Genomic DNA, 22,581 nt, shown 5'->3' with positions numbered 1-22,581 from the left:
GGAGACCGGGAATGCTGAGCGCAAATGCCAGGCGCGAGGAGATCTACCACCTCGCCGTCACCACCGGCCTGGCCTCCGTGGAGGAACTGTCAGCCCGGTTCGAGGTGACAGCCTCCACCATCCGCCGCGACCTGGCGCTGCTCAACGGGCAGGGCCGGCTGGCCCGCACGTACGGCGGGGCCATGGCGCTGGGCGCGCACCCGGAGGCGTCGCTGCGGCAGCGTACGGGCGAGTCGTTTGAGCAGAAGCATGCGATCGCCCGCTGGGCGGCGTCCGTGATCCGGCCCGGGGAGAACATCCTGCTCGACGCCGGCTCCACCGTGGGTGCCCTGGCGCATGAACTGCGGGGCTTCGACAAGCTGTCCGTGACGACGCCGGGCATCAACACAATGCAGGAACTGGCCGATTCGGAGGGCATTGAGGTGGACTGCCTGGGCGGCCGGCTGCGGAGCCTTTCGCAAAGTTTTGTGGGCCCGCTGGCCGAGGCGGCGCTGGAGCGGATGAGCTTTGACCGCGTGTTCCTTGGCGCGGACGCCGTCACCGCCGAAGACGGCATCTGCGAGGCCGACCACGCCCAGACCCGCCTCAAGGAGCTGATGGCCCGGCGCGGCCGGGAGGTGTATGTGCTGGCTGACTCTTCGAAGCTCGGGTTGCGTCCTTTTCACGCATGGGCGCGGTTGGCTCTGCCTTGGACTTTGGTGACGGACGACGGCGCGGATCCCGGGCAGGTGCAGAAGTTTAGGGACGCGGGGGTTGAGGTTCAGGTGGCGGAGGTTTCGCGCTGAATCGAGCTTCAGGCGGGACTAAAATGAGCCACGCCCGGACCAGAACGCCAGGACTCGCTCGGTGACTTCATGGGGTGCCACGAGTAGTGGAGCGACATGGCCGGCTCCGGTGACTCGTCCGAAGCGGCCGTCAGGAGCGCTCAGGGCCGCCCGTTCGGCCTCCGCTGCGTCAAGCAGTTCATCGTCGCGGCCCGCCAGCATCAGGACGGGCACCTGCAGGCGGGGTAAAACCGGGCGAAGGTCGGGGCGGTGCATCATCACTGATTGCATGGCCCAGTATTTGCCGGGCTTGTCCCCTGCCATAAAAGCAGCTTTCACCACCGCCGCAGCCTGCGGGGCGGAGGCGGCCACGCCCTTGCCAGCCAAGGCTTCCACCATGATCCGGCTGAAAGGTCGGGGTCCCACCACACGGTACAGGTAGACGAGGAGTGCGTTTTGCCTGCGCTCCGACTCGGTGAGCGGGTACGGCGGCGTACCGATAGTGGTGAGTGTCCTGCAGCGGGAGGGGTAGTTATGCGCGAAGACGATTCCGACGTGGCCGCCCCATGCGTTGCCCACCCAGTCCACGGGCCCCGGAATCTGCACCGCATCCAGAATCTGGATGGCAGCGGCAGCGCAGTCCTCCAGCGTGTAGCGTCGGCGCGGCCCGGGGCTGTCGCCGTGCCCGGGACCGTCGATCACCACAAGCTCACGCTGGGCACCCAGGTCCGGCAGGATGCCGTCGAACGTGCTGGAATCGACAAACAGGCTGTGCCACAGGAGCGCAGGAGCGCCCGCGCCGGCCCGCCGCACCCTGAGGGACCCCAGGAGGGTCTCCACCATCACTGAGGAAGTATCCAAAACCACGACGACCTCCTGATGTCGCTGCTTCAGGCGCACTCCTGGCTGGAATGCCGTGCGATAAAGACTGCTCTCAGCTTCTAGCGCCGTCAAGGACTCAGCCGGCCGGTTGAGTCTTCCCAACTCTGGTCTCCCATTCCGAGCCTGCTTGCCGTGCGGAATGAGCCGTGGACCGCGGGCCTACTCGGCGATGTCCTCTGCCCAGAGATCCGGATGGTCAGCCTGGAAGGTGCGCATCATGTCCACGCAGCGCTGATCGTCCAGCATGGTGGGCGGTGCGGTCCAGTTCCGGCGCGGCTGATTCATGCCGCTCGTGGGTCATGGCGTCATTGTTGGACGCGCTTACGTCAAAGATCCCGGAGCACCGGACGCCTGGAGAACCTGCTGCAGATCGGTGACGGGGATGTCCGGAAACTCTGCGCGCGCAGGGCCAAACTCGAAAGAAGCGGCCCCCGATTCCTCCCAGACACCGGCTCCCGCCACCCGGGCAAGGAACGGTGAAAACGGCCTGGCCGCCAAGGACAACAGCCGTACGGCGGCTGCCGGAACCCGCTGAACCGATCCATGGCCGGCCCGGGCAAACAGAGCCTCGGCCACCTCATTTGCAGTGAGCGTCTGCGAGCCCCATTCGATGACGCGGTTCCGCAGCACGGGGTCGCGGAGGGCACGGACCACGACGGCGGCCGCGTCCTGGACCGAGGTATAGGTCACCGGGGCGGACCCCGAGCCGAACACGGGCACCTTGCCCTTCGCCTCAAGCGGCGTCCCTATGATCTCAAGCCGCTGTTCCAGGAGCGCCCCGATCCGGACAATCGTCCAGTCCATGCCGGACAAGCGGACAGCGTCCTCGGCGGCGGCCTTGCAGCGCAGGTAATCAATGGGCCCGTCCGGGGCGGCGCCGTGCATGGACATCATCACCACGTGCCGGACTCCGGCCGCGGCCGCCGCCCGGACCAACCGGATGGCCCCATCGCGGTCAACCTCGCGTGGACTGGAGTCCTTGATCCCAAACCCCGAGGCCGCGAACACCACCTCAGTGCAGCCCGCCACCGCTTTTCGGCAGTCAGCTTCGGAGGCGAGGTCCCCGTGGAGGAGTTCGACGCCGTCGGCCATCTTTTGCGGGAACGGCTGGGACTTGCCGCGGGCCATGATGCGGACCTGGTGCCCGGCGGCAACAAGCAGGGAATCCACGGCGCGGCCCAAGCGGCCCGTACCGCCGACCACCAGGATCATGACCGGTCACCTCCCGCTGCCCCATGGACTGCCTCCCGGACGGCTTCGTTCACGTCGCCGGAGTCCTGGTCCACGGGTTCAAGGTAGAACTGGGCCGCGGCGATTTTGTCGTCGCGGAGGGTGAAGATGGCCACCCCTGCGGCCCGCTGCACGGATCCGTCCGGCCGGGTGCCGCGGTTGCTCCATTCCATCCAGAGTTTGCCGTCGGCTCCGGTGGCCGCGTCGTAGACGGTGAGGGTGAGGTCCGGCATGCCGGCAAAGAGCGCCGTCCAGTTCTTCCGGACCTGGGCGGAGCCGGTGAAGCTGCGGGCCGGGTGGACGGGAGTGGTGTTCCGGTAGTCATCCGCGAACTGCGACACCATGGCCTCAAGGTCGTGGCGGGCGGCTGCGGCCAGCATGCGCCGGACCGGGCCTTCCGGGACGCGCTCGATTCCTGAAGCGTCCATGATCTGCTCCTTAGGTTCAGTCGCGGGAGGCGGAGAGGCTGGTACGCTGAATTTGATACAGTCAGCTGTATTTAACTGACACAAGGAGTTTAAGCCCGATGGGACCCGCGGTCAACAGTGCGCCACCCCGCTCCCGCAGCTACGACGCCCGGCGCCGGAAGGAGGCCGCCGAGGAGTCCAGGAAGCGGGTGCTGGCCCAATCCCGGGCGCTGTTCCTGGCCCACGGGTACGGCCGGACCACCATTGCCGCCATCGCCCACGCCGCCGGCGTCTCCAAGGAGTCCGTGTACAAGGGGTTCGGCGGAAAGCCGGGGCTGGTGCGGGCCATCTACGAGCAGAGCCTGCTGGGCGCCGGCGGGCCGCCGGCGGAAGAGCGCTCGGACCGCGCGCAGGCCACGGTCACCGATCCCAGCGAGCTCATGGAGCAGTTCGGTCGGTTCATTTCCGAGGTGAGCCCGCTGGGCTCCCCCGTCTACCTCCTCATCCGGGACGCCGCGGCGAGCGGGGACCAGGACATGGCCGCGCTCCTTCGTGACGTGGACGACGAGCGGTACCAGCGCATGCTGCACAACGCGCGGCAGGTGCTCGGAAGGGGATTCCTGCGGCCGGGCCTGACGGCGGAGGAGGTGGCCGACGTCTTCTTCATGAGCACCTCGGCCGAGCTCTACGAGACCCTGGTCCTCAAGCGCGGCTGGAGCGCGGAGCGCTTCGGGAGGTTCATGGCCAGGACCTTGGCGGCCAGCCTCCTGCCGGACGGCTGAAGCAGGCAGGGAGGAAGGCCGACGGCGGCGGCCCCGCCAGGCGCAGAAATTCCGGGACACGGAGGTCCGGGCCGGGGTGGTTGCCGTTTCCGGCTAAGTCCCGCTGGATACGCTACTTCTACAACGAGCGAAAACCCTCAACGAAATGGACGGATTCCCATGCACGCCGCGCTCGAATACACCTACGCGGACCACTACCTTCAGACCCGCGAGCAATACCGCTCAGACCACCTCAGGTTGGGCTGGGAAGCCGTGGAACGGGGCGAGCTCCTGCTGGGTGGAGCCGTTGGTGACGGCCCCTTCACCGGGTTGCTGATCTTCACCGGCGACAACGCGCTCGAGGCCGCAAAGGCCTTTGCAGCCGCCGATCCCTACGTCACCGGCGGCGTGGTGAATTCATGGACCGCCCGCCCTTGGACAACGGTGCTAGGAGAAGAGGCGGCCACACCCGTTCGACCCTGAGACCAAGCTGGGAGGCCTCCCGCCTGCCGGGATATGCAAAAGCCGTGCACGGAGAGTCAAGTAACCAGTAGCACGGCAATTTAGTGTTGTGATCCAAAGCACCTTTAGGGACTGGGATTATGGATAACACAGCTGACCTTCTTCTGATCAACGGCGTCATCGACACCCTGCACGATGAACGCCCCCGCGTCACGTCACTTGCCGTGAAGGCCGGGAAGGTCCACGCCGTCGGATCTTTGGCCGAGGTTGCGGCGGGACCGGGCACTGAGATCATCGACCTCGGCGGCGCCTACGTAATGCCCGGGCTGCTTGACGTCCACAACCACCACATGCTGGCAGGGCAGATGGACTTGTTTGAACTCAACGAGGTGCCCACCAAATCGCTCGATGACCTCCTCACCGCCGTCGCGGAGTATTCAGGGAGCCTGGGCCCCGACGAGTGGGTGGTCGGCGGCAGCTGGGGTTCCGGTCTCCTGGCCGAACTCAACTCCGTGGAAACGCTCGCCCGTTTTGATGCCGCAACCGGCGGACGGCCCGCCATCCTGAAAGACGACAGCAAGCACAACAGGTGGGTGAATTCACGGGGCCTGGAGCTGGCAGGGATCGACAAGCACACTCCGGATCCCGAGGGTGGCCAGATTATGCGGGATGCTACGGGGCGTGCCACCGGTGTCCTCATCGAGGCCGGAGGTGTCCTGGTAGAACAGACGCTGGCGCGGTTGCAGCCACGGTCCACCCAGGACCTCGCCCGGGCCGCAGCACGCGGCATCGACATTCTGCACTCCTACGGCGTCACGGGCTTCCAGGATGCGGCCTCCTCCCTCCAGTTGCTGCAGGCCCTGAAAGAGCTCGACGACTCCGGTGAACTCGCTGCCTGGGTGGTGACGTCCATGCAGGCCAATGATTTCATTTTCGGCACCACGCCGCTCGGCGAGGGCATCATCGCCCACCGCGAGGAGTCGCGGTCGGAGCACCACCGGCCGGACTTCATCAAGATCTTCCTTGACGGGGTGCCTCCGGCAGGGACCGCGGCGTTCATCGAACCCTATTTGCCGGATGCCGGCTTCCCGGAGTGCCACTGCGGCGGCACCACCATGCCTGCAGCGGAGCTGGAGCGCTGGCTGATGGGCACGGCGGAGCGTGGTATTTCCGCCAAGATCCACTGCACGGGCGACGCGTCCGTGCGGGTAGTGCTCGACACCGTGGCCAAGGTCCGCGCAGCCGGACACACCACGCCGAAGTACCACATCGCCCACGGCCAGTTCGTCCAGGAACAGGACATCCCCCGGTTTGCCGAACTCGATGTCACCGCCGACATCTCCCCGTCGTTGTGGTTCCCGGGCGTCATCTCCGAAGCCATTGCCACGGTGCTACCGGCGGAAAGAGCGTCGAAGATGCAGCCCAACCGCTCCCTGCTGGACGCTGGGGCCCGAATCGCCGGCGGCTCGGACTGGCCGGTCAGCGTGTCGCCCAACGCGTGGGAAGGGATTTACGGCTTGGTAACCCGGCAGGATCCAACAGGAAAGTTCCCTGGGACACTCTGGCCCGAACAGGCCATTTCACTCCCGGAAGCCATCCGGGTGTACACCACCAACTCGGCCCAGGCGATGGGCCTGGAAGACGTCACCGGCTCCCTGGCCCCGGGAAAGTCGGCGGATTTCATCGTCCTGAGTGCTAATCCGTACGAGATCGAAACCGAACAAATCGCGCACATCAAAACCCGCCAGACCTGGTTCGCGGGCCGCAAGGTCTTCGATGCAGGATCAGCGGACGCCACAGCGACTCCGGCTGAAGGACGCCCAACGCAGCGCGCCTGACGGCTTCCGCATAAACCCCTGCTCCTTACGTGCCTTGCAGGGGCGCACCACCCCCATTTCCCGCCGACGGCGGCCTTCGCCGTTTCGTCCTGCCCGAAAGACAAAACCATGGCCACTACCGCACACGCTGCTCCGGCAGCTATCTCCTCAGACAAGGGGACGTACACCTATATCGCTGTTTTCAGCGCAGTCCTTTATACCGTCCTGCTGATTGCCCCTGTCATCGCAGGCAAACTTATCGAGCAGTTCGGCCTGACACCGGTCCAGGTGGGGACGCTCTTTTCCCTGGAGCTCGGCGCCTTCAGCCTGGCCACCGTGCCGGCCTATCTTTGGCTCCGGCGGGTGAATCTGAGGACGGCGAGCTATATCTTCACCGCGATCGTCATTGCCGGCAACGTGGTCTCCGGCTTTGTGGACGATTTCGGCCTGTTGATGATCGCCCGGGTGGTGACCAGCCTCGCGGCCGGCTCCATCACCGTGATCATCCTGACCCTTAGCGGCAAAACCGCCAACCCCAGCCGCGCCTTCGGTATATTCGTCGTTTTCCAGCTGGCCATGGGTGCTCTGATTCTGGCGGTCTTCCCCTCCCTGTTCGCGGGAGCGCCAGTTTCAGCGATCTACTGGACACTCGCCGGACTTGCAGTGCTGTGCCTCCTGGTGGTCAACCGCATCGACGGCGAAGTGCTGCGGACCGCCGCCGCACCCGTCCCAGGGCATGCTGCGAACCGCGTCCCGGTGTTCAAAGCGGCCGCGGGAATGGCCGCGGTGCTCCTTTTCTACATCGCGCTCAGCGGTGTCTGGTCGTTCATTGCCCAGATCTCGGCGGGCTCGGGAATCGACCTTTCCGCCAGCAGCCTTGTCCTTTCCCTCGCTACCGTCGGCGGCATCCTGTCCGCCCTTGTTGCCACCGCACTTGGTGAGACGCCGCGCCGGAAGCTCTACCTGGCGGCAGGTTACGCAGGCATGGCCCTCAGCATCGTGCTTCTTTTCGGTTCACCGGCCCTGATCCAATTCGCCGTCGCGGCCGTGATCTTCAAGTTTGCCTGGACCTTCATCCTGCCGTACCTGCTGTCCACGTTGTCCTCGCTTTCCAGCGGGGCACACCTGATGAACACCACCAACCTGATGATCGGCACCGGGTTCTCCATCGGTCCGATTGTCAGCGGGGCATTGATCCAGTCAGGCGGTGGTTCGTTCACGGGCATGCTCGTCTTCGCCCTCGCCGGCGTGCTGGCGTCGTGCGCCCTCGTCCTGATGGCCCAGCGCCGCTAGTCCCCGAGGGGCGGGCCGACCATGCGAACCAGCCCGCCCCGGAGCGCCCTGGGGCAGTGCGTCGAGGGGCCCGCAATCAGGCCGATCTAACCCTTCGCCAGCGTGAAGATCCCGTACCGCATCGCACCGGTGCGGTAGGCCAGGATCAGGCGGGGAATGCCCAGAAACGAGTTGCGGTTGCGTGCACCAAGAGCCAGTCGGCGCATCTCGCTGTCGACGAGCAAGGCCTTCACGAGCCGGCGAGCGCAGATTGGCCAGGTGCGGGCGACGCGGCGGCTGACATCCTCGTAGCCGGTGACCGTAAAGCCGGCCTGCCTTGCCATCTCCTCATAGTCCTCGCGCGTGCCCATCGAGGGCAGGCGCCCTTCGCGGCAGATCGGCTCGAGCAGGTGGCGGACCTTCCACCCGCTGGCGCCGGTCTCGGCGAGCCACGCGCAGATGACGAAGCGGCCGCCGGGCGCCAGCCCGCGGTGCGCCTCGGCGAAGAACCTGGGCTTGTCCACCATGTGCTCGCTCGACTCGATGGCCCAGGCGGCATCGGCCGAGGCATCGGCCAGCCCGTTGTCGAGCCAGTCGCGGACCTGGATGTCCACGCCTGGTACGGGATGCGCGGCTGCATAGTTGGCCTGCTCGGCCGAAAGGGTGAAGCCGGTGACGCTGACCCTGCGTGTCATAGCGAGCCGCCGTGCGGTGGAGCCGTAGCCGCAGCCGATGTCGACGCACGCTTGGCCGGGCAGAAGGCCCAGCCTATCGCCGACTGTGTCCACGAGCGTCTCGACGGCTTCGCCGGGTGTCTCGCGGCCCGTCGTCCACAGCCCGTGATGGACATGGTCGCCCCACACGAGACGGTATATGGGATCGAGTTCGTCGTAGTGATCCGCCACCGCCGCGGCGTTCTGGGAAATTTCGGGGATGATCACGGCACGACCCTACATCGGCGCTCTACAGCGAAGGAAGAGGAAGGACGACGACGCTGCGTCCTTGTGGTTGATCAGGGTGTCGAAGCCCTGCTCCACCAGGTCCTCCAGCGCGATCCGGCCGGTGATGAACGGCTTCAAATCCACCTTGCCTCCTGCACCATCTTGATGACCGCGGGGTGGTCGCGGACGTAGGCGATGGTGCCGCGCAGGTCGATCTCCTTGAGCACAATCTTCTGCACGTCGATGGTGGCGGGCGCGTCCCAGCTGGACACGTTGACCACCACGGCGCCTGGCCGGACGGCGTCGAGCATGGTGTCCAGCACCGCGTTTACGCCGGCGCATTCGAAGGCGACGTCGGCCCCGGTCCCGCCGGTGAGCTCGCGCACCCGTGCGGGGACGTCCTCCTTGCTGGGGTCCAGGACGTGGCCGGGGGCGCCGCTGAAGGTGGCCTTCTCCTTGCGCGCCTGGGTCAGCTCGCTGATGATCGTGGTCACCCCCATACCCTTGAGCACGGCTTGGGTGAGCAGCCCGATGGAACCCGACCCGCCCACCAGCGCCGTGTCGCCTGCCTTCACGCCGCTGCGCGCCACCGCGTCGTGGGCCACGGACAGCGGCTCGATCAGCGCCGCCTCGTCCAGCGGAATGTCGCCGATGGGGTGCACCCACCGCTGGTCCACCCTAAGCGATCCTAAACCCGCGGGCAGGCCGGAGCGCTTACGGCCTGGTGGTGGCCGTATACCACGACCACGCGAGGAGATCTACCACCTCGCCGTCACCACCGGCCTGGCCTCCGTGGAGGAACTCTCCGCCCGGTTCGAGGTCCACGGCTTCCACCATCCGCCGCGACCTGGCGCTGCTGAACGGGCAGGGCCGGCTGGCCCGCACCTACGGCGGGGCGATGGCGCTGGGCGCCCACCCGGAGGCGTCGCTGCGGCAGCGTACCGGCGAGGCGTTTGAGCAGAAGCATGCCATCGCCCGCTGGGCGGCGTCCGTGATCCGGCCCGGGGAGAACATCCTGCTCGACGCCGGCTCCACCGTGGGTGCCCTGGCCCACGAACTGCGCGGCTTCGAAAAGCTGTCCGTGACGACGCCCGGCATCAACACGATGCAGGAGCTGGCGGATTCGGAGGGCATCGAGGTGGACTGCCTGGGCGGCCGGCTGCGAAGCCTTTCGCAAAGTTTTGTGGGTCCGCTGGCCGAGGCGGCGCTGGAGCGGACGAGCTTCGACCGGGTGTTCCTGGGCGCCGACGCCGTCACAGCCGAGGACGGCATCTGCGAGGCCGACCACGCCCAGACCCGGCTCAAAGAGCTGATGGCCCGGCGCGGACGGGAAGTGTATGTGCTGGCGGACTCGTCCAAGCTCGGCCTGCGGCCTTTCCACGCCTGGGCGCGGCTGGCGTTGCCCTGGACGTTGGTCACGGACGACGGCGCGAATCCGGGGCAGGTGGCGAAGTTCAGGGACGCGGGGTTGAGGTTGAGGTGGCTGCGGTACACCTGAACAACGGATAACGTCGCAAAAACAGCGAGGACACGCCTCGCAGTTGCACTGCGCGCAAGTGCGAGCAAGGTCGGAAAGCAATCATGCCCAGCCCACGCCAACCTAATCGGCTGCCTAATATTCTGTGGATCAGAACGTGACCACCCCCCACGGTGGGAGTGGCCACAATGACTGGAACATGCCCTCCCCGTGTTCGGCTAGTGCGCGCAGCGAGGGGCTAATCAACGATCTACTTAAGCGGCACCCCTGCAGCGTCACGGCTGAAAGTATTGGCCTTGCATAGGATCATGATGCCCTCGATGACACCCCACAAGGCCACAAGGCCGAAAGTAAATGCGAACGTCAGGACGAACACGGCAACCTGCAACACGCCCCAGCCCTTGTCGCCCAAGTAGAAACGGTGTGCGCCAACGAAGCCGAGAAGGCCTCGTTCGGCCTCTTGCGCCCCTTTGCCACGGCACGGTCGGTGCGGGCCGCCAGCAGGGTATAGTCCGCCTGACCCCGTGTGATTCGCCCCTGTGCCACATCCCGGTCGGTACGGTTCAGAAGTCGGTCATAGTCGCCTTCGTAGGCCTGCTGCTTCTGGATCTCCAACTGTTTCTCCTGGATCAGCATCGCGGCTGCAGTGTTAGCAGCGATCGCTCTTTGTTGCCGGAGCTGCTGGCGCCCCGTCGCAAAGCTGCCGACATTTGCAGCGGTGTTGAGGCGGTTGCCCTTCATTTTACCCAATTGGTTTCCACATTTATTGTTTTGATTTGTCCAAATACTTATGCGTCGTCAGCGTACATACGAAACAGCCGTATCAAGAGAAGTCTTAATAGACAGCCCAGATTCCGTTCAGGCACCGTGCATAATCAGCGTCACGAGCAGGTCAGGGACTTCGCCCGAAGACATTGGAGGAAATAGGCAAGATCTACGGTGTCACCCGCGAGCGAATCCGCCAGATCGAATCAGAAACGATGTCCAAACTGCGGCAGCCCACGCGGTACCAAGTCCTGTTCGACTATCTCGACTGACTCAGCGTTTCCTAGCGAATCCCGGGTCGGACGGCTGCTTTGCGATCGAGGAATGCCGTAACTTCGTCCACCAACTTTGCGCTTGCGGCCACCTCGCACTCCCAAACGTCCAGATATGCCCAACCCATTTCGAGCAGCTGCAACCTCTGGTTAGAATCTCGCGCCTGGTTCCGGCGCCGCTTCTCCGCCCAAAATTCGGTGTTCGATTTGGGTAAGCGGCTGCCGACAGGACAGTCGTGCCCATGCCAGAAGCACCCATTCACAAAAATGACCTTTTTCCGACCCGCAAACACTAAGTCGGGCCGCCCCGGAAGAGCCCGGTCGTGGAGACGGTAGCGATATCCAGCCGCGTGCAGAGCACGCCGAAGCCGCAATTCCGGCTTGGTGTTCTTCGATCGAATCTTTGCCATATGTGCGCTGCGCTGCGCTGCGGTCATGAAGTCCGCCATGACCCCATTTTACTTCCCCTTACCCTCAAAGGGGAGTCGCAGGGGCCCATACTCTGATCCGTGGCTGCAGCTCGCGCAAAGTTCCGACCGACGTGACTCTCGTGGCCCTTCGACCAATCAGTCAGACAGAAGAGTGCTCATCTTTCTGCCGACCGCAAGAGCAAGCCACGGTGAGACAGCATTTCCGACCTGAGAGTACTGCGGAACTTCAAAGCGGCGGCGTTGAGAGCCAGTGGTTTCTTTGCCAAGGAATTCAAAGTGGTCAGGGAATCCTTGGAATCGTGCCATTTCTCGAACTGTGAAAATCCGCGGTTCGAGGGGGTGGACGTAGTCGTCCGGGAGCGTCACCACTGTCCTGGCAGGTTCACCCCAGCTAAGCACCTTTTGGGAGTGTTTCCTCGTGGCAAGCCCGTAAGCGAGTTCAACGAGATCTTCCAGGGACTCAGCAAGGCAAACACCGTCCGGCGCTCTCGCAGGCAGGGGCGCCTCCAGAAGTCGGTGCTTCAACAAAAGCTTTGCGTCGTCCTCCGGAAGCCGCGCGGCGTGGCTCAAGAGCCGCTGGTCGAGGCCGCTCTGCGAAAGGTACTGGTAGAAGCGGAACCGCTGTGTTGTGCGCTCGCCGTGCCGGCGCCGGACATGGTTTCGCAGTTCAGCCGGGGCTGGGTTGCGTCCTGGCCAGAAGTCTTTGGACAGCGACCGCACGTAGGCCACGGAATCAGCATCCGCGATGGCGGCTCCACGTGCCGTGAGGTCACCAACGGCATGGCCAACGGCCTCCATCTCCGACATCAGCTTCGTAGGGCGAGGCGCCAATGACGGGACGTCGCCCTCGATTTGGTCGACGAAAGCGGAACGCCACGTTTCCCCCGTCGCAGTAATGCCGCGGTCGGCCGCGACGTCCGTCCGAACGGCGATAATCATTAGCCGCGGACGGTGCTGCGGCGCACCATAATGAACCGCGTTGACGTGCACGCCTTGGACTACATATCCTTCGCCGGTCTCAGCCAATGCTTGCTGCAACTGGCGGAACGATGATGCCTCACCCTTTGCAAAGCTTCTATCCATGCCAACGACATTTTCGATCACAACCGCTCGCGGGCGAGTTGCGCCCACAAACTTCAGGTACTGCCAAGGAAGCTCATTACGGATATCAGCAGGGTTACGACGTCCGGCCAGAGAGAAGCCCTGGCACGGCGGCCCGCCGACGACGAGGTCTAGTCCGTCGGAGCGCATGTCCCTCATGGCGGCGGTGTTTTCGAGCAAGACGCTGAGTTCGCGTACGAGAAGGCGCGACGCGATCTGATTGTTTTCTTCAGACGCGACGTACCGCCCCCACTGCACCGCGTCGGAGGCATCGTCTATGAGGTTGTGGTAAAACGTGCGGGCAGCCATGTCGGACTTCTCGACAGCGAGCACCAACTGGCCGCCGGCTCGCTCGATACCCAGGGACAGGCCCCCGCAGCCGGAAAACAGGTCAACGTATTTCATAAGACTCCTATTCTCCCCCACCTAACCTCATGCCTCCGACATCTTGGCCTCACGTCGCGGATACGTCTCGAGGCTGGGACGTGATGGCTACCTCCGAAATCAAAAGCCGGGCGTCCGTCGGGCTAGGCACGAGTTGGGTCGCCACCCGTGCCTCCGCCGATCAGCTTGAAGAAGGGCACTTCCTCAATGAACTTTCCTGAGAAATTCAATGAGCTATACAGGGCATGATGCACCTTCTGGCTTGAGATCTTGCCAGCGATATCGGCCGTGACGTTGGGCAGCCCCAGCTGCTGAAGCTCTTTCAAGGTTACCGAAGGAACCTTGTGGAGGAACCAGGTCAGAAGCGGCTGCCCGTAGTTACGCCCATCTTTTTTGAAATGGTCGAGGTATTGCGAGGCGAGAATAACGCCGAAGCCGAATTCTCGGCCCTGCAGCATGAGGTTCATGAGCACCGGGAAGTTGTACTTCATGATGTTGACTGCTTCGTCCACAAGAAGGAAGGAGTTGAGCCTCCTTAACTGGGGCGAGTTCCCAACGAACGGCCACTTGGTGGAGTTGAGCATGTAGTCGTAATACAGATTTAGGAACAGAACGACCAGGGCGTTCTTCCCGTTGTCGTCCGTGCCAAAATCGTTAAGCGCAACGATGACGACGCTGTCTTCCATCATTTGTTCAAAGGACATCATTTCGTTAGGGTCATCGCTGAAGATCTCGCCGAGTATGAACGGCTTGAGAATAGAAGTCACGGCGTCGGGCTTTTGGCCGTCACTGTATGCTGCCAGAACCTCGGCCAATGTGGGAGGCTCGCCCTGCTTCTCCTTGTAAAGGTTGACGATGGACGTGACTAGGCGATCCGTCTGCACTGGACCGATGTTGCCATAGATCTTATCGAGTACGTCTGCGAACTGCTGGGCACGCTGGTACGCGGCCAGAGGGGAATAACCCTCTCGGAGAGCAAAGACATTTATCGGAATACGGTAAGGCTTTAGTACCTTTCCGCCAACGGCTTCCAAGAAATCAGGAGATTGGAAGTCCCGCTTATAGTCAAATACGAGCATCGACAGCGGCGTCTCCTGATTAGTCCTGCTGCCTTCCCTGAGTTGGTAGACAAGGGCCTTCAGCAGTTGGGTCTTCCCGGTTCCAAGGTCGCCCACAACGCCGATATTCATCTGGTTCAGTTCGGTATTGCTTGGCCAGTACTCCGCCATTGAGTCTCCGAGCGTCCCAAGGACCCGGCCAACGCGGAATCGAACACCTGTTCCCCGAATACCACCGGCGAAAGAAGTGTCGCCAGATACTCCGGTTGTCCCAGCTCCTCCGACGCCGGGCTTCGCGACTGGCATCAGGACGGCCTCTGCTTCCTCTGCTTCTGCTTGGGTGGGCTCCGTTTCTACGGGGCCTTCCCCTGTGATTTCAGCTGGCAGATCACGCTTTACTTCGACGACGTCCGGTTCCTGGGCGTGCGTCTCCTCCGGCACGTTCGCCTCATCAGTTTCTTCATGAGAAGGCGTTGTGGCGACGGCCTCTATCGGGTTGCCCAGCGACCAGTGAACTAGGCGGTTCCACTCTTGGACCAACTCGCTTTCCGGATCGGTGACTGCCTCGAAGGCATGCCCTGCATTGGCCGCCAGAAGGCCAAACCCAGCACCGGGCAATGCACCGTCCACCTCCGATGAATGCACCGCTCGGAAGTTTCCGCCTTCTGAAGTGGTGGCGTCATGCTTGAAATAGCACACCAACGGCTGACCAGTTCGGACTTCGAGATTCCCGTTGACTAGGTTGTCCAGGTGCCTTGCTAGAACTTCTGGCTCGGCGCTTCCGCCTGGCCTCAAACGAATCGCCGCTTCAATCAGCGCCGCGAGGCCATTGGACCACAATGCCTTATCCGCGCGCGATCCTCTGACCGAGATCTGGCGCGAACTTTCTGCCACACTAAGCAACAATTCTTGGGTGGCGCGCACTTGGTCCAACGGCTCATTCATGGCCGCATCGTTCGGCCCGGGCAGGTTGCCGTTAGTGTCTTCCGATCCCAGACCGTAGAACTTGATTTCGACTGGAGACAGTGTGACGCCCTCGTCGTTCATTCGAACGATTAAGAGGTCTGCACGGCGCATCTGGGCGGACTGGTTGGTTCCGCGCGCGAGGGCCCTCAGAAAATTGTCGCAAGCATCGATCGGCAATACGTAGGTGTTTTCGGAGTCTTCGTTGAGCCGATTCATGAGAGCAAACGCCAGGTAAAAGCCAAGGGCCCCTGACGCGTGCGTTCCCCCCATCGCCAACAGCGATGACAGTCCCACTCCACGGGCGCCTAGCTGGCCAAGCAGGTCATCAAGCTCCTCATCGGTCACGGTTCCGCCCTGAGCTTTTGCGAGCAGCTTCTTTATTTGCGCACGAAAGCTTCCGGGAACCCTAGCAACCGAAACGAAGGGGCGCCGTTCCAAGAGAGGAACGTCCGCCGACGCGTCAAGGAAGGGCGGTCGCCACTCCCACAACATCTGGCTGCCGCCGCTCGAATGCTGCACGATCTCCGCCATAGCACTGGGATTCATCAAGGCTTCGCCCGAAACAGTCCAGTCCGCAGAATCGTTGACCAGGTTGGCCTTGAACAACTTTGAGATGATCTGTGGGCTGCTTGCGGTGCCCTCGACAAGGCGTAGTGCCCTCGAGAGTGGCTCCCACCCTGTTTCCGGACGAAAGGTGGGGTGCGAAGTCGACGACGATTTTGATTGGCCGTTGCCAGCCACGGACTCGAAGCGACGCAGCGGCGAGTCACCCAGTACACCCAGATTTCGCCCCTGACCTGACTGAACCTCAAGGTGCACACCGGCGTCTTGGAGGATGCGGATGTTGCACTTTTTCATGTTCGCGCTGTCCGGAGCATATCGCGACCATGTGAGCGGAATACCCTCGGAGGAGCGCACCAGACGCGCCATTTTTTCCCGGGGCGGTTCGCCCGACCGGCGATTCGAGTCCCAGATCCTGGCCCCTCCGATCAATGGAACGTCGGCCCTACCCGTCCATGCCTCGATTTCCTTTAGTACTGCGTCATCAACCTCATGGAGGCGAGTCGCTTCTGATGAAGCAGACAAGTCAACGGTCAGCGTTGAAACATGAGGATTCATCTGCCGATAGCTGCGCAGCGCGGCTGCAACAGCCGTCGCGTTCAGACCACTCGCTGCACTCCCAGGCGCAGGTCGATCTCCAATTCTGTCTGGGGCCTTCAGGGGCTCCGATCCCTCGATCGACGCGCGGACCAGCATCGACCAGCCCAGGAATAACTGGCCATCCCCAGTTTCCATCGGAACGGCGAGCATTCGTCCACTAGACATTTCCTTCGGACCGAGAAGGGGGAAGTTCCAGCCCTCGACGGTCCCCGCGAGGTGCTCCGCCCACTCGGATTCCCACAGGACAGATTCGACGCCAGCTAGCCACGCCAGTCGAATCGGATGCAGGGGGCTAAGAAGAACTGCTGAGCACTTCGCAGCCGGCTCGGTCTCCCATACGCTAATGCTGAAAGGATAGGCCGCCCAAAAGACTCCCGCAGGATCTCCGAACCAGCGAGCCTTTTCAACGAGGTCGGAATATGCCGTCAGATACCGCTTCAATTCCTGACCACGGTTATCCCAAAGGTGACGCCATGATGTCTTCGAAGGCCACTCGACATACGTCGCACCGTCGGCGTCGAGGGTTTGCATGGCCTCTAGGGGGTCTAATTCTTTTAGGGCAGCCCGGAATTCTTCCGCTTCAACGGAAAACAGAATCTCATCGGGTATTCGGAAATCGCTGATATTGCTCCATGTTGTGGCCATGTCACTGTTCATCAATATGCCGCCACGGGCACCCAGATCGTCAAGCGGGAACGCCCTATCTGCGGGCATCACGACGTGTCCCAAGCACGTGTTCCACTCGTTATCCAAAAGATCTTCTGCAAGCAGCGACTCGTAGATGCCTCGAAGCGATTGAAGGACGGCCAGGTCTGGCCGGTCCTTGGATATCCTGTCCCTATTCACTGCCGCAACGATCGGCGATTGGGGGGCCTCGCGGCTTTCCGCAGCGCGTATCTCGAAGACTATGTCGCCGACAACAATATTCGCCAAACCCACGGGGCTGGCATCCACCACAAAGATGCCAGGTCGCCCGCTCAGCGGCTGCATCTCCGTTCCTTCGTAGAGCGGTACAACCTCGTCAGCAGCTGCAACGACGATATAGCGATACTGGGACGCTCTTCCGTCGAGCGTGGCGCCGAAGGTCCCGCCGTCGGAATCGGAGCCTACATATTTAGGCTTACCAGCAGCACCCTTTGCCTTCAGCGGCAGGTATAGCAGTCCCGCAGAGTCGACCGGCGCCACAAATACGTCAAATGTTAGGGAGGTGTTCACCCGACCAGAAAGGACGTCCCCGGCGGGTACCTGGAGCTCAAAATGTATAGGCCGGGTCGGACCCTTGTTGCCGTCGCGCCGAATGTGGCCAACGGCCCAAAGCGCACCGTCCTCGTCCAACTGCAGCCATCCGGACCAATGCGTCTTTGCTGCCTTGGTCGTGAAAGTGAGGCCGGTGGTTCCAAGTTCGCCATGCGAAGGGCCTCCCGCAACGGGAATCCTGACACGGATTTCTTCGGACGCGATCCCACTCGATTCTTCGTCGGGTACTGCGCTAGCGATGGCGACTGAGCCGGAATCTCCCGGGCCGGTCGCGCTGAGGGACCTACCAGCTGCATCCGTGACCTCAAGTCGAGCTTTTGTTAGGTCTGCGCCCAATGGCTCGACGAAGTCACGATCTGTGAGGGAGCTTAGCGCCTCTGTAACGTCAGACCCCGGCGGTGAATAATTTGCAAGGGCAACCGCCTGATTATCGTCGGCGGCCATCTGGCTATCGATCCCCGACCAGTCAATGTCTTCTAGCGCATGGTGGCCCGGCTGGCCGCTGTCGAGCTGGCCCAGGGACTTAGCAGTTGCGTTGATTGTCGTCTCATCGGCCCAGTAAGACTGCAGGGCATCGACAAACTTCTTCGGCGAATATTTCGTTGGACCTGATCCAAGCGGCCGGGGCATCCTGAAAGCGGCATAGGTATACCGCTCGAAGACATCATCAATCGACATTTCCGGCGCCATCACCTTGGTGGCGCGAATCTTCTCGACAAGTCGAGTAAGTCCGATCCCTACGTGCCTAAACCAGTACGTGTTCCAACTTTCCGTGCCCTGACGAAGTTCCTTGTGGACGTCCGCAAGAAGCGTGAAGCACTGTGCGAGTCTGGCCCCCGCAAGCGTCCGATCCCAATCCGTCGTGGCGTCGATTCCGGTTGCGTCCGCAACTTCGGCGATTGCTGCCGCTGCGACAGCTTGTAGCGAAACTTCTTGAGCAGCGCCATCAGGAAAATTCTGTCCTAGGACTTCCCGGAAGGCCTGTACGAAGGATGCCAGATCGGGGTGCTTCCCAACGACCACCGCGAGTCGGTCGTCTTGACGATATTTGATGGCGTTCTGAGCGGACACCCTGATGCAGAGTGCATCTTCGTCGTTCTCTTCGCCGGCTGACACTAGGATCGCATAGGGAGGCACATCGGACCGAAGCTGATTCGCTCGCCGGACAACGGCCGCGGCGGTCGCGTCATCTATACCCTCGGGCAGGTACGCCGCCGTCAGCGTATCCAAAGACGCCAAGCAACGCCCTAGCACTGATCCAAACAGTTCCAATTCCACGATGTCTCCTAGAAAGCACTTTCGATGATGACGCCGCGGTCGGCATCGGCGCTACCCCGCGCCAGTCCAGCCTTTTCGAGCAGCTGAATGAGGTCCCCTGCCTCGGGCCTGAGGCCGAGCTCCTCTAGGTTCAGCATGAGCGTCGCCACGTCCGAGGTCTTTCCGGGACCTTCACAGGCAAGGCTGGCGACAACAGCCATCCACTCCGTCCCGGGCTGCACGGTGAGGAAGCGTCCGTTGGATCGCAAGAGTCCGTAGTAGTCGGCGAATGGGCCACTCGCGTCGCGCGTCAGCAACGCGTATTTGACCGCTTCCCACGTATTTGCGGCCGACCGTTCGCCGCTGCCCAAGGCCAACGTGAGGGAACCCCGGAGCTCCTCGTCCTCTGACATTGCAGCCAGCGCCGCAGCAAAATCGTTGTGAGATGCTGCATTTGACACAAGCCAATCTTCCAAGACCTTCCGGATTTTGGAGCCTCGGTGCACGCGCCACGAGAGAAGCGGAGCGACGTCCCTCACTGCAACGGACGAGCGACTCGACCTCCAAGGAAGAATCTCCGGCACTTGCGCCATGACCTCCCTCCACGTGCCCGGCTTTCCACTGAGGATCCGACGGGCCAGCGTTTCATACCAGGCAGCTTCCCAGAGGAAGCCCTGTCCAAGCGCGAGGCGTAATACCGTGGTTGCCCAGTCAACCCACACTCTGGCAGGTAGGGCTCCAACCCATTCATCACTAGTCAACTTTTGCCATGACCTGGCAAACCAAGAAAACGGAGTGCCCTCGTACAAGGCCCCTAGATCACTTTCCACCTTACGGGTCGTGTCGGGGTCTACGTCTTCGCCAAGTTCAGGGTATCCCGCATCGAGAAGCGCCGCTTTTGTCGCCTCATTAATTGCGGACAAGAGGGGGTCTATCTCACAGCGTTTGTTAGCGGCATTAAGCCAGAGCCGGGCAGCTGTAGTTTTTCCGTCGTCCTCTTTGAGGCCCAGCCGGAACAAAGATTCCAAAATTGCCCCCAGATCCGGGGGGTTTTTGGTTCTTTGGAAACCGCGCATATCTTGAAGCAATGCAAACGCTGGCGTAATGGGGCTAGCAGCCTGGCTCTTACTCTTCTCAGCCTGCACTCCCGCGACGCTATTTAGAACTGCTGAGGCTAAGTCGCCCTCGTATTTTGCATTCGTTGCAAGTCCATGAACAACGAGCTGGTGACCGTAGTCCACCAGTTTCTGGCCCTCCGGCTCCGTTGACCTGACTTTGAGCGTCGGTGTACCGGCCGTCTCTGACCTGAACATATACGCCACGGGAACACCATCTTCGGTCAATTCCTTCTTGCGATCGTCGTGAACCCTCCATGCCAGCGATGTGATGAAGGCTTCCGGCACCGACACATATTGAGGCCGGTTCATAGGAAGAATGATGCGGGTCGCAGCGACCATTAATAGCCTCCAGTGACGGTCATGCTGAAGTCCGAGTTACCCACCACAACGCGGTAGTTCGCCCTATTCAGTTGCGTGGGAATTAGGCGAGCAGCTCGAAACCTCTCCAAGCGAGGCGAAGTCACATCAGTCATTTCCGTCACTCCTGCATGCTCGTGCCCGCAAGCCAGAGCTTCTCTCACCAGAGCAAAGTCCAATGGCATGCGCGAGATCTCCTTGCCTTGTTCGCTCAATACGAGGAACAAGGCCTCGGAGTCCCTGAATGTCTTCATTTCGACGTCTCCGGTCTTGAGGGCGAGCTTAGGTTCGGATTGAACACCCACGATCGGATCAGTACGACTCGCCAGAATAGGAATCAGCGAAGCAGACTCGATATCCCCCGGCCTGCGCTTAGGACGAAGTAGCGTGCGGAGGCCAAACCCCAGCTCATCGGGAAGATTTGGGCTTAGATACCAAGCTTGGGTCCACGCGGCGACCTGAGGCCTGAAGGCTGGAATTCCATTGGCAAGTGCATAGAGGCGGCCAAGATACCCTCCATACCAAGAGATGAAGGCGTAGCGATCCTTGTCGCGTATCTTAGGGTCGCGCATCGCACCGACAAACGCCCGGTCCAAGATTCTATCGAACTCAGTCAAGATCTCGGAGAACGGATCTCGCGCATCAAGGTCATCTTCCAGGCTTTCTAGGGGTGAGCCGTTTGTGACGGGCCCGGCGAAAGAGTCGGCCAACGGTGTTGCCCATCCGGATTCCCAGCTTTGATCGAAGCGTCCTGGAATAGCGTCCCGCATCGGGTCCACGAAGTGGGTGAGCTTAGTAATGGGGTTGCTAAGGGGATCGAAGCTCACCGACACTGGATTCCGGCCACCAAAGATGGCTTGGGAGAAACGCAATCCGGCTAGCAGCTGAAGATCCTTGAACCGCAGCACAGAGTCGGCCTCGGTTGGTTGTAGACGCGTGATGAGACCGCGGAGCTCGTCTCTGGCGACCTGATTCGGCGCATCCCCGAGGATACAACGCGTAACTGTCCCCCATATCTCGCGAAAGGTCATACGCTGTCCGGACGTCAGCTCAGCCCCCCGAACCACCGTCAGGATTCCCGCACGAACGCGGTTAGAGCTAAGGGACTCGATATTCGCCTTTATCGGATCGACAAGGTGCTCTGATCCGCCATAAAATCCGCTGGTCGAAACGAGGTCAGTCACCTTGCTGAACAGCGCACTGGCGGGCGTAACGACGTCCATGGCAGTCCGCTTCGCAAAGTCCGCGATTCCATAGGGTTCAGCTTCGAAAATAGTGCCGCCGTTGTCGCCGGATGTAATGCGTACTTCGGGGCGCCGTTCAAGGAGTGAACACACGTCGACGAAAACAACCAGAACGCTGGCCACGATGTCAGGCCCATCGAATAGGTGGCCGGCGCGCAGATAGGGTTCATCGCAATCCGTTTGGACGTTCCAATTAGATTCGCTTGCGGCATCCCCTGCCAACCAGCGCACAAGGGCCTGACCCGCGGTGTGGTCATGAGTAGGGCTGGCAGTGATTGGGGTGGCTTCATCAATTAGGATTCCTCGATTGACGCAGGCCACGAGGTGCTTGCCGGCACGCTGAGAGGCATCTATTTCTTTACTGAGTGGATTCCGCCGGTGCTCGGTGCTACCGATAGTGGCATCGTTGATTAGCAGAAGTTCCCTGCCCCCAGCCCTGTATCGGTAGCTCCGATGGGCGAGTCCATCCTCTGGGGGTTCAATGGGGTCAAGCCCATCGACGATCTCAGAAGTTGCATGGGATTTCCCGGCACCGGGCCCTCCCACGAGGAAAAGGAAGCGGGGAAGGGAGTCGCTGTTTAGGCCGCTTTTGAACCAGTCGCAGGCCTCCTCCACACCGGCCGGCCGAGGCGCCGTAGGCAATTGGCTCTGGCCCTCGCTGGCCGGCTTCGCCGCTACGCCGCTCCCGCCAGTTGTCCTGTCCCACAACTCCCCCAGCGTGTCCCAGTAGGCGCATTCGCTTTCTTCGGCGTTCACGTACTCCCCCTCATTGCGTGGCTCAAAGTTATCATCTGGTTCTCGCCCCGGGTTCATGACGGTGGATGGAGCTACACCGCCAAGCTTCACCGCTTCGGCAAGCGCCGAGTCTCCCTCGGCATCGTAATCATCGGTGAAGGGAAATTCCCCCAACCGCCGGAGTACGCTGTCACGCAGGGCAGCCTGAAAGTGGGGACGCGGTTTGTACCCGAAAATGTACCTTCTGCCCATCCCGTCCAGAACAGCGCTCAAGTTGCAGAGCTTGAATTCAATCGAGGCGTGTGACCTCTTCACGGTCTCTTGGAGCTTCAGGTTGTTCTGTCGCTTGTTGTAGCTTGCGCCTGAGATCTCGAGCTTCAGCATCCCTAGATAACTGTCGATGAGTGCGTCGAGCTCGTCGTCAGACCACTGGGACGGGCGTGTTTCCTTGAGCATTCGATC

17 protein-coding genes and 3 pseudogenes are annotated in these 22,581 nt (G+C 62.0%); 7 read left to right on the top strand and 13 right to left on the bottom strand.

Annotation, left to right across the window (positions count from 1 at the left end; genetic code table 11):
* The first annotated feature begins 11 nt into the window (after positions 1–11).
* Positions 12–785: a DeoR/GlpR family DNA-binding transcription regulator gene (locus JOE41_RS16155; protein ID WP_209752951.1), complete on the top strand. Its 774-nt coding sequence runs from the start codon at positions 12–14 to the stop codon at positions 783–785.
* A gap of 18 nt (positions 786–803) precedes the next feature.
* Here the strand turns inward: JOE41_RS16155 and JOE41_RS16150 are convergent, their stop codons facing one another.
* The 4 genes and pseudogenes from JOE41_RS16150 to JOE41_RS16135 all read right to left on the bottom strand — a co-directional run bounded on the left by JOE41_RS16150 (position 804) and on the right by JOE41_RS16135 (position 3,304).
* Positions 804–1,631 (bottom strand): alpha/beta fold hydrolase, encoded by an 828-nt coding sequence (locus JOE41_RS16150; protein WP_209752950.1) that lies wholly within the window; start codon positions 1,629–1,631, stop codon positions 804–806.
* 174 nt (positions 1,632–1,805) lie between these two features.
* A pseudogene (locus tag JOE41_RS16145) lies at positions 1,806–1,892 on the bottom strand (nucleoside deaminase); the annotation flags it as partial.
* 75 nt (positions 1,893–1,967) lie between these two features.
* Positions 1,968–2,858 (bottom strand): NAD(P)H-binding protein, encoded by an 891-nt coding sequence (locus JOE41_RS16140; RefSeq protein WP_209752949.1) that lies wholly within the window; start codon positions 2,856–2,858, stop codon positions 1,968–1,970.
* On the bottom strand, positions 2,855–3,304 hold the full coding sequence (locus tag JOE41_RS16135) for a nuclear transport factor 2 family protein (RefSeq protein WP_209752948.1): 450 nt from the start codon (positions 3,302–3,304) through the stop codon (positions 2,855–2,857). The genes JOE41_RS16140 and JOE41_RS16135 overlap by 4 nt, the downstream gene beginning before the upstream one ends.
* Positions 3,305–3,402: 98 nt before the next feature.
* On the opposite strand from JOE41_RS16135, the gene JOE41_RS16130 reads away from it, so the two are divergent.
* The 4 genes from JOE41_RS16130 (at position 3,403) to JOE41_RS16115 (ending at position 7,616) form a co-directional block, all read left to right on the top strand.
* A complete protein-coding gene (locus tag JOE41_RS16130; protein WP_209752947.1) occupies positions 3,403–4,065 on the top strand; it encodes a TetR/AcrR family transcriptional regulator in 663 nt (220 codons plus the stop codon).
* A gap of 159 nt (positions 4,066–4,224) precedes the next feature.
* The gene (locus JOE41_RS16125) at positions 4,225–4,527 is read left to right on the top strand and encodes a YciI-like protein (RefSeq protein ID WP_209752946.1); all 303 of its coding nucleotides are present in this window, start codon (positions 4,225–4,227) and stop codon (positions 4,525–4,527) included.
* A gap of 119 nt (positions 4,528–4,646) precedes the next feature.
* Complete coding sequence (locus JOE41_RS16120) at positions 4,647–6,344, top strand: amidohydrolase (RefSeq protein ID WP_209752945.1); 1,698 nt, start codon at positions 4,647–4,649, stop codon at positions 6,342–6,344.
* A 108-nt stretch (positions 6,345–6,452) separates the two neighbouring features.
* Positions 6,453–7,616 (top strand): MFS transporter, encoded by a 1,164-nt coding sequence (locus tag JOE41_RS16115; protein ID WP_209752944.1) that lies wholly within the window; start codon positions 6,453–6,455, stop codon positions 7,614–7,616.
* 86 nt (positions 7,617–7,702) lie between these two features.
* Here the strand turns inward: JOE41_RS16115 and JOE41_RS16110 are convergent, their stop codons facing one another.
* Positions 7,703–8,536: a class I SAM-dependent methyltransferase gene (locus JOE41_RS16110; protein WP_209752943.1), complete on the bottom strand. Its 834-nt coding sequence runs from the start codon at positions 8,534–8,536 to the stop codon at positions 7,703–7,705.
* A gap of 9 nt (positions 8,537–8,545) precedes the next feature.
* Positions 8,546–9,243, bottom strand: a pseudogene (locus JOE41_RS16105) (zinc-binding dehydrogenase); the annotation flags it as partial.
* 20 nt (positions 9,244–9,263) lie between these two features.
* On the opposite strand from JOE41_RS16105, the gene JOE41_RS16100 reads away from it, so the two are divergent.
* A complete protein-coding gene (locus tag JOE41_RS16100; protein ID WP_307800711.1) occupies positions 9,264–10,034 on the top strand; it encodes a DeoR/GlpR family DNA-binding transcription regulator in 771 nt (256 codons plus the stop codon).
* A gap of 229 nt (positions 10,035–10,263) precedes the next feature.
* Here the strand turns inward: JOE41_RS16100 and JOE41_RS21240 are convergent, their stop codons facing one another.
* Together JOE41_RS21240 and JOE41_RS16090 are read right to left on the bottom strand one after the other, a co-directional pair.
* Positions 10,264–10,425, bottom strand: coding sequence for a hypothetical protein (locus JOE41_RS21240; protein WP_209752942.1), 162 nt, complete (start codon positions 10,423–10,425; stop codon positions 10,264–10,266).
* Positions 10,377–10,763 carry a hypothetical protein gene (locus tag JOE41_RS16090; RefSeq protein ID WP_209753715.1) on the bottom strand — a complete coding sequence of 129 codons (387 nt, stop codon included), beginning with the start codon at positions 10,761–10,763 and terminating at the stop codon, positions 10,377–10,379. The genes JOE41_RS21240 and JOE41_RS16090 overlap by 49 nt, the downstream gene beginning before the upstream one ends.
* Before the next feature lie 152 nt (positions 10,764–10,915).
* Here JOE41_RS16090 and JOE41_RS16085 point away from each other — a divergent pair.
* Positions 10,916–11,050 (top strand): annotated as a pseudogene (locus JOE41_RS16085) (sigma factor-like helix-turn-helix DNA-binding protein); the annotation flags it as partial.
* Between the two features lie 11 nt (positions 11,051–11,061).
* Here JOE41_RS16085 and JOE41_RS16080 read toward each other — a convergent pair.
* The 5 genes from JOE41_RS16080 to JOE41_RS16060 form a co-directional block, all read right to left on the bottom strand.
* Positions 11,062–11,499, bottom strand: a complete 438-nt coding sequence (locus JOE41_RS16080; protein ID WP_209752941.1) for a very short patch repair endonuclease — start codon at positions 11,497–11,499, stop codon at positions 11,062–11,064.
* Positions 11,500–11,616: 117 nt separating this feature from the next.
* Complete coding sequence (locus tag JOE41_RS16075; protein ID WP_209752940.1) at positions 11,617–12,987, bottom strand: DNA cytosine methyltransferase; 1,371 nt, start codon at positions 12,985–12,987, stop codon at positions 11,617–11,619.
* A 122-nt stretch (positions 12,988–13,109) separates the two neighbouring features.
* Positions 13,110–18,686 carry a hypothetical protein gene (locus JOE41_RS16070; protein ID WP_209752939.1) on the bottom strand — a complete coding sequence of 1,859 codons (5,577 nt, stop codon included), beginning with the start codon at positions 18,684–18,686 and terminating at the stop codon, positions 13,110–13,112.
* An 8-nt stretch (positions 18,687–18,694) separates the two neighbouring features.
* Positions 18,695–20,122 carry a hypothetical protein gene (locus JOE41_RS16065; protein ID WP_209752938.1) on the bottom strand — a complete coding sequence of 476 codons (1,428 nt, stop codon included), beginning with the start codon at positions 20,120–20,122 and terminating at the stop codon, positions 18,695–18,697.
* Positions 20,122–22,575 carry a hypothetical protein gene (locus tag JOE41_RS16060; RefSeq protein WP_209752937.1) on the bottom strand — a complete coding sequence of 818 codons (2,454 nt, stop codon included), beginning with the start codon at positions 22,573–22,575 and terminating at the stop codon, positions 20,122–20,124. Before JOE41_RS16060 ends, JOE41_RS16065 begins: the two co-directional genes overlap by 1 nt.
* Positions 22,576–22,581: the final 6 nt, after the last annotated feature.

The organism is Arthrobacter sp. PvP103, assembly GCF_017833075.1.
Lineage (GTDB): Bacteria > Actinomycetota > Actinomycetes > Actinomycetales > Micrococcaceae > Arthrobacter.
Note: the sequence above shows the minus strand (reverse complement) of the source record. Positions and strands in the feature narration are given on the sequence as shown.